General features: G+C 75.7%; 10 protein-coding genes and 1 pseudogene. 4 read left to right on the forward strand and 7 right to left on the reverse strand.

Annotation, left to right across the window (positions count from 1 at the left end):
• The 3 genes and pseudogenes from ABGB06_RS24515 to ABGB06_RS24525 all read left to right on the forward strand — a co-directional run.
• A pseudogene (locus tag ABGB06_RS24515) lies at positions 1-1021 on the forward strand (hypothetical protein); the annotation flags it as partial.
• Positions 1022-1107: 86 nt separating this feature from the next.
• Positions 1108-1959 carry an inositol monophosphatase family protein gene (locus ABGB06_RS24520; RefSeq protein WP_347592974.1) on the forward strand — a complete coding sequence of 284 codons (852 nt, stop codon included), beginning with the start codon at positions 1108-1110 and terminating at the stop codon, positions 1957-1959.
• A 667-nt stretch (positions 1960-2626) separates the two neighbouring features.
• Complete coding sequence (locus ABGB06_RS24525; RefSeq protein WP_347592976.1) at positions 2627-4093, forward strand: NAD(P)/FAD-dependent oxidoreductase; 1467 nt, start codon at positions 2627-2629, stop codon at positions 4091-4093.
• A 40-nt stretch (positions 4094-4133) separates the two neighbouring features.
• On the opposite strand, the gene ABGB06_RS24530 is transcribed toward ABGB06_RS24525, so the two are convergent.
• Entirely contained in the window at positions 4134-4907 is a 774-nt protein-coding gene (locus tag ABGB06_RS24530; RefSeq protein ID WP_347592978.1) for a 3-oxoacyl-ACP reductase family protein, read from the reverse strand.
• A gap of 185 nt (positions 4908-5092) precedes the next feature.
• Between ABGB06_RS24530 and ABGB06_RS24535 the strand changes: the two genes are divergently transcribed.
• A complete protein-coding gene (locus ABGB06_RS24535) occupies positions 5093-6229 on the forward strand; it encodes a glycerate kinase (protein ID WP_347592980.1) in 1137 nt (378 codons plus the stop codon).
• A gap of 31 nt (positions 6230-6260) precedes the next feature.
• Here the strand turns inward: ABGB06_RS24535 and ABGB06_RS24540 are convergent, their stop codons facing one another.
• From ABGB06_RS24540 to ABGB06_RS24565, 6 genes are all read right to left on the reverse strand, one after another.
• Positions 6261-6842: a hypothetical protein gene (locus ABGB06_RS24540; RefSeq protein WP_347592982.1), complete on the reverse strand. Its 582-nt coding sequence runs from the start codon at positions 6840-6842 to the stop codon at positions 6261-6263.
• Complete coding sequence (locus tag ABGB06_RS24545; protein WP_347592984.1) at positions 6839-7999, reverse strand: ROK family glucokinase; 1161 nt, start codon at positions 7997-7999, stop codon at positions 6839-6841. The genes ABGB06_RS24540 and ABGB06_RS24545 overlap by 4 nt, the downstream gene beginning before the upstream one ends.
• Positions 8000-8122: 123 nt before the next feature.
• Entirely contained in the window at positions 8123-8896 is a 774-nt protein-coding gene (locus ABGB06_RS24550; protein ID WP_347592986.1) for an ABC transporter ATP-binding protein, read from the reverse strand.
• On the reverse strand, positions 8893-10131 hold the full coding sequence (locus ABGB06_RS24555) for an ABC transporter ATP-binding protein (protein ID WP_347592988.1): 1239 nt from the start codon (positions 10129-10131) through the stop codon (positions 8893-8895). Before ABGB06_RS24555 ends, ABGB06_RS24550 begins: the two co-directional genes overlap by 4 nt.
• Before the next feature lie 205 nt (positions 10132-10336).
• Complete coding sequence (locus ABGB06_RS24560; RefSeq protein WP_347592990.1) at positions 10337-11341, reverse strand: ABC transporter permease; 1005 nt, start codon at positions 11339-11341, stop codon at positions 10337-10339.
• A 10-nt stretch (positions 11342-11351) separates the two neighbouring features.
• Positions 11352-12335 carry an ABC transporter permease gene (locus ABGB06_RS24565; protein WP_347592992.1) on the reverse strand — a complete coding sequence of 328 codons (984 nt, stop codon included), beginning with the start codon at positions 12333-12335 and terminating at the stop codon, positions 11352-11354.
• Positions 12336-12338: the final 3 nt, after the last annotated feature.

Here is a 12338-nt window from a genome sequence, read left to right on the forward strand (position 1 = left end):
GCCCCGGCCCCCGGAGGGGCGGGGCGGCGGGGCGGGCCCGCGGGCCGGGGGGGGGGGCGCGGCCGGCGTCACGGCGCCGCGCCCGCGGGCGCCCATGGACGACGCGCCCGGCCCCGCCGCGCCGCCGCGGGGCCCGGCGGACGTCAGGACGCCTCCCCCGGCGGGCCGGCCCGAGGCCCCCGCGTACCAGGAGCGGCCCGCACCCGAGATGTTCACGCCCCGGTCGGGGCGTCCCGGACCCCGGACGCCCATGGACGGCACCGGGCCGCCCCGGGACGGGGACGCCGAGGCGGGCCGGCCCCGGGGCGCCCGGGGCGCCCGCTTCGCCGGGCTCGCCGAGGCGGCCGCGCGCCACCCCGGCGCTCCCCCGCCGCAGCCGCCCGCCGGCCCGGAGGGCCGCGCGGCCCGGCCGCCCGGCGGCTCCCGGTTCGCCGGCGCGGCGCGGGAGTCCAGACCCCGGGAGTCCAAGCGGCAGCGCGAGGCCCGGCTGCAGGAGGAGGAGCAGCGCGCGGTGACCGACCTCGCGGAGCGGCTGCGCCGGCTGCGGGCGGAGGGACAGAGCGGGGCCGCGCACATCGTGCTGTGCGAGGCGGCCGCCGGGCCGGCCCACCGGCTGCCCCTGCTGGTGGCCGAGCTGGAACGGGCCGGCATGGGCGCCGACCTGGCGACGCTGCTCTGGGAGGCGGCCTCCCTGCCGCCGGCGCAGCTCGCCGCCGCGGCGCAGGCGCTGGCGGGCGCCGGGCGGGACCGCGACTGCGAGCAGTTGCTGCGCCAGGGAGCGGCCCGGCCGGCCGTCGAGGCGGGGGCGATCGCCGTGGCGCTGTGCTCGGCGGGCCATCCCAACGCGGCGGTCGCCCTGCTGACGGCCCTGGTGCGGGCGCGCACCGCCGAGGAGGCGGCGACGGCGGCCGCGGAGCACCCCGAGGTGGTGGCGCCGCTGCTGCTGGACGCCGCGCGGCGGGTGTCGCCGAGCCATCATTTCGCCGTCACCAGCGAGCTGCGGCGGGCCGGCGTCGGGTAGGGCGCGGCCTGGGTCATCGGGTTCCTCCGGGGCGGCCGGCCGCCCCGGAGGAACCGCGCGCGGCGCCGGCGTGCTTCGATGGACGGATGCTGAACGCGAACGGGGTGCTCGACGACGGGCTGGCCGAGGCCGTCGAGGCGGCGATGCGGGCCACGGCGGAGGCGGAGATCATGCCGCGCTGGCGCCGGCTGGCCGCGCACGAGGTGACCAGTAAGGCCGGGCCGCACGACCTGGTGACGGTCGCCGACCGGCAGGCGGAGGTGCGGCTCACCGAGGCCCTGACCGCGCTGCTGCCCGGTTCCCTGGTGGTCGGCGAGGAAACCGTGCACGAGGACCCCGACAGCTACGCCGCGCTGCGCGGCGACGCGCCCGTGTGGATCGTCGATCCGATCGACGGCACCCGGCAGTTCGTGGAGGGCAGGACCGGCTTCGCCACCCTGGTGGCGCTGGCCCGGGCGGGCGAGTTGCTGGCCTCCTGGCTCCTCGCCCCCGCGCGGCGCCTGCTGGCCCACGCCCGGCGGGGCGGCGGCGCGTGGCTCGACGGCCGCCGGCTGCAGGCGGGCTCCCCTGAGCCGGGCGCCGTCCTGCGGGTGGCCTGCTCGCACCCCGACTACACGACGGGCGCGGAGAAGCGCGCCCTGGCGGCGCTGTGGGCGCCCGGGGTGGCGCCGCGCGCCAGCCGCGCGGCCGGCCTGGAGTACCTGGACATCGCGCGCGGGGAGCTGGACGCGGTGGCCTACTCGTGGGAGCTGGCCTGGGACCACGCCGCCGGCCTGCTGCTGGTCACCGAGGCGGGCGGCACGCATCTGACGCCGGCGGGCGAGCCGTTCGACATCGCCGGTGGCAACGCGATGCCGTTCGCCGCGGCCCGGGACGCGGAGACCGTCCGCCGCATCCTGGCCCTCCTCGACTCCGGGCCCGACGCCGGCCGGGCGTGACCGGCTGCCCCCGTCCGGTAACGCCCTGAGCCCGGCGTCGGACCGCGGGCCGGCGCCCGCACGGCCCGAGCAGTGGCCTGCCGACGGCCCGGCGTGACGGGACGTTCCGGCCGGCGTCTTCGGAGCACGGGCCGGTGGCCGCACTCCGGCCGGACCTGACCGGCGCCACCCAGGTCCCGGCCCGGGACCGCGAGCCGGGGCCCGGCCCGGTCCGCCGTCCGAAGCCGGTTCGGTCCGTAACGCGGCCTCACTCCGGCCAGGGCGTGACCGCGCCCTCCGGCCGGCGCTCCGCGCCCTGGCGTTGGCCCGGCGTGGCCGGGCCTCCGCGGCACGATGGCCCCAGTACGCGGCGGCAGCGCGCGAGTTCGGTTCGAACAGGAGCCTCGCACGGGCCAGGGCCGGCTGCCGCCGGATGGCAGGGTGCGGGCGGGGAGCAAGTGATCCGCGATCGCGAGCCGTTGACGGGCCCTCAGATCGCCCTCGGCGGCGGCGCAGCCAGACGTCGGGGCGGCCTCGGCCACCGCGCACCCGGGGCATCCGGTTCTGCCCGGCCGGCGTCAGGCCGCCGTGTCGGGGGGTGGGTGGTGGGTGCGGCGTATCCTCGGGGTGCCGAGATCCGGGTGGCCCGGGTGGCTGTGGTCCTCATCGGTGAGGGGAGAGCGTTCAGGTGCCGTCGATGCGAGACGCGGTCGTGGTGGGCGCCGGGCCGAACGGGCTGACCGCCGCCGTGGAGCTGGCCCGCCGGGGTCTGTCCGTCGAGGTCTTCGAGGCGAAGGAGACGGTGGGCGGGGGCGCGCGGACCGAGGAGTTGACGCTGCCGGGGTTCCGGCACGACCCGTGCTCGGCGGCCCACCCGTTGGGCGCCGGCTCGCCCGCTTTCCGGTCGATGCCGCTGGAGCGCTACGGGCTGAGCTGGGCGCACGCCGAGCTGCCGATGGCGCACCCGCTGCCGGACGGGCGCGCCGTGGTGCTGGCCAGGTCGGTGGGCGAGACGTCCGCGTCGCTGGGGCCGCGGGACGCCGTGGCGTACCGGCGGCTGGTCGCGCCGTATCTCGGTCGGTGGGACACGCTGGCCGGCGACTTCCTGACGGTGCCGTGGGACGGGCTGCCGCGCGATCCGGCGCTGCTGGCCCGGTTCGGGGTGACGGGGGTGCAGCCGGTCTCCTGGGTGGCGCGCCGGTTTCGCGAGGATCCGGCGCGGGCGCTGCTCTCCGGGCTCGCGGCGCACGCCATCGCGCCCGTCTCGACCCCCGCGACCGGCGGCATGGCGCTGGTCTTCGCGCTGGCCGCGCACGAGGTCGGGTGGCCGTTCGCCCGCGGCGGCTCGCAGGCCATCTCGGACGCCCTCGCGGGCTACCTGCGCGACCTCGGGGGCGCCGTGCACACCGGCGTGGAGGTGAAGCGGCTGGACGAGCTGCCGCCGGCGCGGGCCTACGTCTTCGACACGTCGCCGCTGGCGCTGGCCCGGATCGCCGGGCTCGGCAGCGCCTTCGCGAACTTCCGGCACGGCGCCGCCGTCTTCAAGATCGACTACGCGCTGGAGGGCCCGGCCCCCTGGCGGGCGCCCGAGGCGCGCCGCGCCGGCACCGTCCAGATCGGCCCGAGCAGTGGTGAGATCGGCGCGGCGCTGCACGCGGCCGCGGTCGAGGGCCGGGCGCCCGACGTGCCGTTCCTGATCGTCACGCAGCCCACCCTGGCCGACCCCGGCCGGGCGCCGGAGGGCAAGCACGTGCTGTGGGTGTACGGGCACGTGCCGGCGTACTGGGAGGGCGACCTGACGGACGCCATAGAGCGGCAGATCGAGCGGTTCGCGCCGGGGTTCCGCGATCTGGTGCTGGCCAGGGCGGTCGCCGGCCCGGCCGAGTTGGCCCGCCGGAACGCCAACTACGTGGGCGGGGACATCGCGTGCGGCGCGTTCACCGGGATGCAGACGCTGTTCCGCCCGCGGCTCTCGTTCACCCCGCACGCGACGCCGCACCCGGCGGTCTTCCTGTGCTCGGCGGCGTCCTGGCCGGGCCCGGGGGTGCACGGCATGGGCGGCCACAACGCGGCCAGGGCGGTGTGGCGCCGGCTGCGCCAGCAGGGTCAGCCGGCGCGCCGCGCCGGACGCGCCGCACCGCGCCCGCGGGCCTGAGGGCGGCGCGAGCGCGGCGGGCGGCGCGAGCGGCGGGGCGTCAGATGTTGAAACCGCCGTCGACGGTGATCGCCGTGCCGGTGAGGTACCGGCCGGCGTCGCCGGCCAGGTGCAGCACGGTCGCGGCGATCTCCTCGGGGGCGGCGAACCGGCCCAGCGGCACGTAGCCCCTGATGGCGTCGCCGTTCGGCCCGTCGGCCGGGTTGAGGTCGGTGTCCGTCGCGCCCGGCTGGACCACGGTGACCGTGATCCCCCGCGGGCCCAACTCGCGGGCGAGGCCCTTGGTCATGCCGACCAGCGCGGTCTTGCTCATCGCGTAGAGCGAGAACCCGGGGAAGACGGTCCGCTCGGCCACGTTGCTGCCGATGTTGATGATCCGCCCGCCCTCGGCCATGTGCCGGACGGCCGCCCGGGACGCCAGGTACGGGGCGCGGACGTTGACGGCGAGCGTCTGCTCCAGTTCGGCGGGGCCCAGATCCTCGACCGGGCCGACGAGGAACACGCCGGCGTTGTTGACGAGGATGTCGAGCCGGCCCAGTTCCGCCACGGTCTGGTCGACGGCGGAGGTGACGGCCGTCGCGTGGGCGGAGTCGGCGCGGATCGCCAGCGCCCGGGAGCCGGTCGCGGTGATGGCCTTGGTCACGGCCGCCGCGCGCTCCTCGTTCGTCTGGTAGGTGAGGGCCACGTCGGCGCCGGCCTCGGCGAGCCGGAGCGCCACCGCCGCGCCGATGCCCCGGCTGCCGCCGGTGACCAGGGCCACCTTGCCCGCCAGGTCGGCGTGACGGGCGTCGTTCAGGGTCGTTGTCGTCTGCATGCGCCCAGCCTCGCCGCCGGCCGCCGCGGAAGCTGGCGGGATCGCGTCATCGCGTTCGCCCGCGCGACCGTCGGGCCGCCACCGCCATGCCGGCCGTGGCTCGGGCGGGCCAGGCCGGATAGGGTCAGCCCCAGCGCGACTGCCTGTTCGACAGCAACGACCACAGGGGCAGAACGATGACCGACATGGGACGGCAACGGCACGTGCTGATCGCCGCGGACAAGTTCAAGGGTTCGCTCACGGCCGTGGAGGTCGCCGAGCGCGTCACGGCCGGGATCCTCAGCGCCCGTCCGTCGGCCCGGGTGACCACCCTGCCCGTCGCCGACGGCGGCGACGGCACGGTGGACGCCGCCGTCTCCGGGGGGTTCACGGCGCACGAGGTCGAGGTCACGGGCCCGCTGGGCATCCCGGTCACCGCCCGGTTCGCCCTGCGGAACGGCACCGCGGTCGTGGAGATGGCGCAGGCGTCGGGACTCGGCCTGCTGCCCCCGCACGCCTTCGCCCCGCTCACCGCGACGACGTACGGCACCGGCGAGTTGATCGCGGCGGCCCTGGACGCCGGCGCGCGCACCATCGTGCTGGGCGTGGGCGGCTCCGCGACGACCGACGGCGGCGCGGGGATGCTGGCGGCGCTGGGGGCGAAGTTGCTCGACGCGGACGGCGATCCGATCGCGCACGGCGGCGGGCCGCTGCGCGAGCTGGTCTCGGCGGATCTCTCCAGCCTGGACGCGCGGTTGCGCGACACGGAGGTCGTGCTGGCCAGCGACGTGGACAACCCGCTGACCGGGCCGAAGGGCGCCGCGGCGATCTACGGGCCGCAGAAGGGCGCCGATCCGATGGACGTGGAGGCGCTGGACACGGCGCTCGACCACTTCGCGCGGGTGCTCGAGGAGTCCGAGGGAGCACGCGTCGCGCAGTGCGCGCATGCCCCGGGCGCCGGCGCGGCCGGCGGCACCGGATTCGGCGCGCTGCTCGGGCTGCGCGCCACGTTCCGCCCCGGCATCCAGGTGCTGCTGGGGGTGTTGGGCTTCGACGCGGCCGTGGCGGGCACCGACCTGGTGATCACCGGGGAGGGCTCGTTGGACGCGCAGACGTTGCACGGGAAGGCCCCGGCCGGCGTCGCGGCCGCGGCCCGGGCCGCCGGCCGCCGGGTGGTCGCCGTCTGCGGCCGGCTGGAGCTGGACGAGGCCGCCCTGCGCGGCGCCGGCATCGAGGCCGCGTACGCGCTCACCGCCCTGGAGCCGAACCCGGCCCGCGCGATCGCCCAGGCCGGCCCCCTCCTGCAACGCACCGCCGCCCTGCTGGCCGCCGAGCGCCTCTAGGGCCGTCCCGGGTCCGGGGCGGGCGCCGGGGTCACTGCTCGGAGGTCGAGGCGACGTAGATCCTCGGGCGTTCCTCGGCGGAGAGGTCCACGGTGACGGCCACCTCGGGCTCGTCGGGCGACTGCTGGACGATGGTGCCCGCGTAGCGGTGGGTGGGGTCGTCCAGCACCCAGCCGACGAGGTCGGCCTGGTCGCCGGTGATGGTGACCGTGCCCTCGTTCAACGCGTCGCGGGTGGTGCCGAGCTCCTCCAGGAAGAAGCTGAGCTGCTCGGGCGAGGAACGGAACTGCACGTAGAGGGTGCTGCGGTTCCAGGCGTTGGTCTCGAAGTGCCCGACGTAGGTGACGCCGTCGGGGAGCGGCACGTCGTAGATGCGCCGCTGCACCTTGCTGGGCCAGCCGTAGATCATCGTCCGGGCCGAGGCGGCGCGCTCCTTCTCCTCGCCGCTGTCCCGGCTCTGGTAGGCGGAGAGCACCAGGTATCCGGCGGGGATGGCGATCAGCAGCACCACGATGATCGCGGCCAGCCAGCGGTGCCGGGGCCGGCGCGGCGGGCGGGGCAGGTCCGCGCCGCCGGGTGTGCGGGTGCTGTCGGTGGTCGCGGTCGCCGTCATGGTCGGGTCGCCCGTCCCCGCGGCGGCAGCCGCAGCTCGAAGGGGGTGCGCTGGCCCGCGCGGGTGCGTCGCTCGGCGCGGCGCCGGTTGGCCCGGCGGAACCGGCGGGCGACCAGGCGGCCGAGGTCGGCGGCGCCGACCATGCCGGCGTCGGTGCCGAGCCTGGCCCGTACGATGCGCGCCTCGGGCCGGTACCCGCGGCCGGTCAGATGGCGGCGGAAGGCGTCCCTGGCCGGGGCCAGCAGCAGGTCGTCGGCGTCGCTGACGCCGCCGCCGACGACGAAGCAGGTGGGGTCGAGCGCGGCGGCGAGGTTGGCCATGCCGACGCCGAGCCACTGCCCGATGTCCTGGAGCAGCTCCACGCACATCGCGTCGCCGTCCTGGGCGAGCTCGGTGATCAGCGGCCCGGTGATGTCGCCGACCTGGCCGTTGATCCGGTCGAGGATGTGCTGGGCCACCGGCGAGTCGGCGGCGGCCAGCTCCCTGGCCTCGCGGACCAGCGCGTTGCCCGAGCTGTACTGCTCCCAGCAGCCGCGGTTGCCGCAGGGGCAGCGGTGGCCGCCCGGCACCACCTGCATGTGGCCGAACTCGCCGGCCACGCCGTACGCGCCGCGCTTGACGCGGCCGCCCTCCAGTATGGCGCCGCCGATGCCGGTGCCGAGGGTGATCATCACCAGATGGTCGGCGCCGCGTCCCGCGCCGAACCGCCACTCGCCCCACGCCGCGGTGTTGGCGTCGTTGTCCACCAGGATGGGCACCGCGAGGCGGGCCGCCAGGGCGTCCCTGAGCGGCTCGTTGCGCCAGGCCAGATGGGGTGCGAAGAGCACCCGCGAGCGGTCGGCGTCCACCCAGCCGGCGGCGCCGATGCCGACCGCGTGCACGTCGTGCCGGTCGGAGAGGTCCAGCACCAGTTCGACGATGGTGTCCTCGACGACCTTGGCGCTCTTGGACTTGTCCGGGGTCTCGGCGCGCAGCCGCTCCAGCACCGTGCCGTCCGCGTCCACCACGCCGGCCATGACCTTGGTGCCGCCGATGTCGATGCCGACCGTGGGCACCCGCGGGGCGGACAGGTGTGAGCGGCGCTCGCGGGTGGCCATGGTGCGCAGGCCGCTCCCGCGGGCCGTTCCCAGGCGCACGCGCTCACTGTAGGTACTCATCGCCACGATTGTGCCGTACCCGGGCCGCGGGCCGCGCCGGGGCCCACGGCCCTGGTGACGGGCTGGTACCTCGTGGATACCCGGCCGTTATGGACGTCGCGGGTGGGCCCGGCGGGACCCGCGTTACGAGGCGGTGCGCCCGGAACGCGGGGCCGCGGCGGCCAGCCTCCTGGTGTACTCGTGCTTCGGGCGGAGGATCACCTCGTCGCTGGGCCCGCGTTCGACGATCTCGCCGCGGTACATCACCATCACCTCGTCCGCGAAGTGGCGGGCGGTGGCGAGGTCGTGGGTGACGTAGAGGACGGCGAGCTCGCGCTCGGTGCGCAGCCGGTCGAGCAGGCCGAGGATCTCCAGGCGGATCGAGACGTCGAGCATGGAGACCGGTTCGTCGGCGAGCAGCACCCGGGGTTCGGGGGCCAGGGCGCGGGCGATGGCCACCCGCTGCCGCTGGCCGCCGGACAGCTCGTGCGGGCGTTTCCTGGCGATATCGGCCTCCGGCGTGAGGTTGACCGAGCGCAGCAGCGCGGCGATCTTCTCCTCGGCGTCCCTGCCGCCGTTGGCGCGTCCGGTGGCCAGCAGCGGCCGGCGCAGGTGGTGGGCGATGTCGTGGGCCGGGTTGAGCGAGGCGAACGGGTCCTGGAACACCATCTGCACCGCCCGGCGGTAGTCCCGTCCGGAGGTGCGGTTCCGGCCGTCAAGCCGGATGCTGCCCGAGGTGGGGCGGACCAGGCGGGACAGGGCGCGGACGACGGTGGACTTGCCGCTGCCGCTCTGGCCCACCAGGGCGAGGGTGCGGCCGGCGCGCAGCGTGAAGGACACCCGGTCCACCGCGCGGAACGGGCGCTGGCCACGCCGCCGGTAGTCCACGGTGAGGTCGGTGACCTCCAGGGTGGTCATCGTGGGGTCCCTTTCTGGGCGTCGACGGGCCGCTGCCCCAGGGTCTCGGGCGCCGGATCGTGCAGATGGCAGGCGGCGGTCCAGGTCCCGGCGGGGTCGGCAGGCGCCGTGCCGCCGGAATCCCCCGATCGGGCGGGTCCGTTCGGGGCGGCGGACAGCCGGTGGTCGGGCGGGCGGATCCCGGCGCAGGGCGCGAAGGCGTGTTCGCAGCGGTCGACGAAGGCGCAGCCCGGGAGTTCGTCGCGCAGGTCGGGCGGCTGGCCCGGGATGCCGCGCAGTTCCCGGCGCTCGCCCAGCATGTCGGGGAAGGAGCGGAGCAGGCCCTGGGTGTACGGGTGGCCGGCGCCGGCGGCGATCCGCCGGGTGGGGGCGTACTCCACGATGCGGCCCGCGTACATCACCGCGAGGCGGTCGCTGAGCTCCAGCAGCAGCGTCAGGTCGTGGGTGATGAAGATGACGCTGAAGTCGAACTCGTCGCGCAGCCGGACGATCTCGTCGAGGATCTCGCGCTGCACGACGACGTCGAGCGCGGTGGTCGGCTCGTCCATGATGACGATCTCGGGGTCGAGGGCGAGGGCCATGGCGATGACGACGCGCTGCCGCATGCCGCCGGAGAGCTCGTGCGGGTGGCTGCGGATCCGGTCCGGGTCGATGCCCACCTTCTCCAGCAGGGTGCGGGTGCGGGCGCGGCGTTCCGCGGCGCGCATCCGCGGGCGGTGCGCGCGGAAGATGTCGTCGAACTGCCGGCCGATGGTGGTCACCGGGTTGAGGGCGTTCATGGCGCTCTGGAACACCATGGAGAGCTTGTTCCAGCGGAACGCGCGCAGTTCCTCGCCCTCCAGGGCGGTGAGTTCGACGGGGGCGGCGTCCCGGCTGGTGAAGGTGACGGTGCCGCCGACCAGCCTGGCCGGCGGGCGCAGCATGCGGCTGACGGCGTAGGCGAGGGTGGACTTGCCGCAGCCCGACTCGCCGGCGATGCCGAGGATCTCGCCGCGGCGCAGTTCGAAGCTGACGTCCCGGACGCCGTGCAGCGGGCGCTCCCCGTCGTAGACGACGTCCACGTGCTCGGCCCGCAGGACGACGTCGGTGCTCGCCGCACGGGCCCCGCGGCCGGTGGCGGCCGGTGCGGCGTCGCCGACCGGCGGCGACGGGTGCGGCACGCCGGCCGCGGGCGGCGTGCCGGCCGGTCCGCCCGGCGTCGACTCGGGCGTGCCGGGCGTCTCGTGCGCCGTCATCGGATGGCCCCCTTCTCCGCCGTGTCCGCCGGCCCGGACCGGCACGGGCGCTCCGCGTCGCGGTGTGCCCGCCGCGCCGCGCCCGGCTCCGGCCGCCCGGAGGGCTGGTGCGCCGTCATCGGGTGGTCTCCTTCTTCTCCGACGCGTCCGGCGACGCCGCCGGCGCCCGGGCTCGGCTCCGGCGGTCCCGGGGTCCTGTGCGCCGTCATCGGACGACCTCCTCGTCCGGCGTGTCCGGCGACGTCACCGACGTCCGCGGTCGGCCGCCGGCCGGGCCGCGTCGCCGCGCGCCCGTGAAACGGGCCTCGCGGCCGGCGCGGCCGGCGCCGGTGCGGAGCCGCGGGTCGAGCACCTCGTCCAGGCCGAAGCTGATCAACGAGAGCGCGGTGCCGAGGACGGCGATGCACAGGCCGGGCGGCACGAACCACCACCAGGCGCCGCTGGCCAGCGCCTCGGCGTTCTGCGCGAAGTAGAGCATGGTGCCCCAGGTGAGGTTCGACGGGTTGTCGAGCCCGATGAACGCGAGTCCGGCCTGGGTGAGCACGGCGAAGATCACCGCGAAGATGAACTGCGAGACGATGATGGCGACGGCGTTCGGCAGGATCTCCACGAGCACGATGCGCCAGCGCGACTCGCCGTAGACCCGGGCGGCCAGCACGTAGTCGCGGGTGCGCAGCGAGAGCGTCTGGGCGTGCAGCACCCGGGCCGAGGCGGCCCAGCTGGTGAGCGCGATGACGAGGACCGTGGCCCACGAGCCGCCCTGCACGTAGGCGGCGACGACGATGACCAGGGGCAGCCCGGGGATCACCAGGAAGACGTTGCTCAGCAGCGAGAACAGGTCGTCGGCCAGGCCGCCGAGGAAGCCGCCGCCGATGCCGATGACGATGGAGATGGCGGTGGCGATCAGGGCGGCGCCGAAGCCGATGACCAGGGTGCCGCGGGCGGAGACGACGAGCTGCTTGAAGACGTCCTGGCCGGTCTGGGTGGTGCCCAGCCAGTGCTCACCGGACGGCGGTTCGGTGAAGTCCTCGCTGACGGCGTTGGGGTTGTCGACCAGCCAGGGGCCGAGGGCGGCGGTGAGGGCCAGCACGCCGAGGATGACCAGGCCGGCGGTCAGCCGGCGGCTGCGCAGCGCGCTGCGCAACCAGGTCAGGCCGGCGCCACGCGAGGTGGCGGCCGGGGCGGCGGAGGGAGTGGTGAGTGCGCTCATGGCCGTCCCCTCAGCCCTGCCGGGTGCGGGGGTCGACGAAGCCGTAGAGGAGGTCGACCACGAAGTTGGCCGCCAGCACGGCGAAGGTGATCATCAGGAAGACCGCCTGCATCAGGGGGTAGTCGTTGTTGTTGACCGCCTGGAGCATCGTGTAGCCCATGCCCGGATAGGAGAAGACGATCTCCATGACCAGGGAGCCGCTGACGATGAAGCCGAGGGTGATGGCGAAGCCGGCCACCGAGGGCAGCACCGCGTTGCGGGCGGCGTAGCCCATCATGATCCGGCGCGGGGGCAGGCCCTTGGCCTCGGCGGCGGTGATGTAGTCCTCGGCGAGCGTGGACACCATCATGTTCCGCATGCCGAGCATCCAGCCGCCGATCGAGCTGACCACGATGGTGGCGGCGGGCAGCGCGGCGTGCGAGACGGCGGACTGGACGAACCCGGCGGTCAGGCCGATGTCGTAGTTGATCTCGTCGTAGCCGCCACCGAGCGGGAACAGGCCCCAGACCTGGCCGAAGTAGTAGAGCATCAGCAGCGCGACCCAGAAGTAGGGGATGGCGGCCAGGAAGGTGGTGGACGGCACCAGCGAGTCCAGCCAGCTGCCGCGGCGCCACCCCGCCAGCGCGCCCAGGGCCAGGCCCAGGGCGACGCTGATCAGGGTGGCCATGCCGACCAGGACGATGGTCCAGGGGACGGCGTCGTTGAGCACGTCGGTCACCGGGACCGGGAAGTACGTGATGGAGATCCCGAAGTCGAACCTGGCCAGCTGGGCCAGGTAGTCCCAGTACTGCTGGAAGATGTTGCCGGTGCCGAGGCCCAGCATCTCCGCCAGCGCCTCCTCCCGGCCCTCGGGGATCGGTCCGTACTGGGCCTGCCGGGACAGGATCAGCTGGATCGGGTCCCCGGGGATGAGCCGCGGGAGGAAGAAGTTCAACGTGACGGCCATCCAGGCGGCCACCGCGTAGAAGCCGAGTTTCCTGAGAACGAATCGCACGCC

It is taken from the genome of Streptomyces sp. B6B3 (genome assembly GCF_039871525.1).
GTDB lineage: Bacteria > Actinomycetota > Actinomycetes > Streptomycetales > Streptomycetaceae > Streptomyces.

Coding starts and splice junctions, on each gene's coding strand:
- ABGB06_RS24520 (WP_347592974.1), top strand. CDS start 1,108: ATGCTGAACGCGAACGGGGTGCTCGACGACGGGCTGGCCGAGGCCGTC.
- ABGB06_RS24530 (WP_347592978.1), bottom strand. CDS start 4,907: ATGCAGACGACAACGACCCTGAACGACGCCCGTCACGCCGACCTGGCG.
- ABGB06_RS24560 (WP_347592990.1), bottom strand. CDS start 11,341: ATGAGCGCACTCACCACTCCCTCCGCCGCCCCGGCCGCCACCTCGCGT.
- ABGB06_RS24550 (WP_347592986.1), bottom strand. CDS start 8,896: ATGACCACCCTGGAGGTCACCGACCTCACCGTGGACTACCGGCGGCGT.
- ABGB06_RS24540 (WP_347592982.1), bottom strand. CDS start 6,842: ATGACGGCGACCGCGACCACCGACAGCACCCGCACACCCGGCGGCGCG.
- ABGB06_RS24545 (WP_347592984.1), bottom strand. CDS start 7,999: ATGAGTACCTACAGTGAGCGCGTGCGCCTGGGAACGGCCCGCGGGAGC.
- ABGB06_RS24555 (WP_347592988.1), bottom strand. CDS start 10,131: ATGACGGCGCACGAGACGCCCGGCACGCCCGAGTCGACGCCGGGCGGA.
- ABGB06_RS24535 (WP_347592980.1), top strand. CDS start 5,093: ATGGGACGGCAACGGCACGTGCTGATCGCCGCGGACAAGTTCAAGGGT.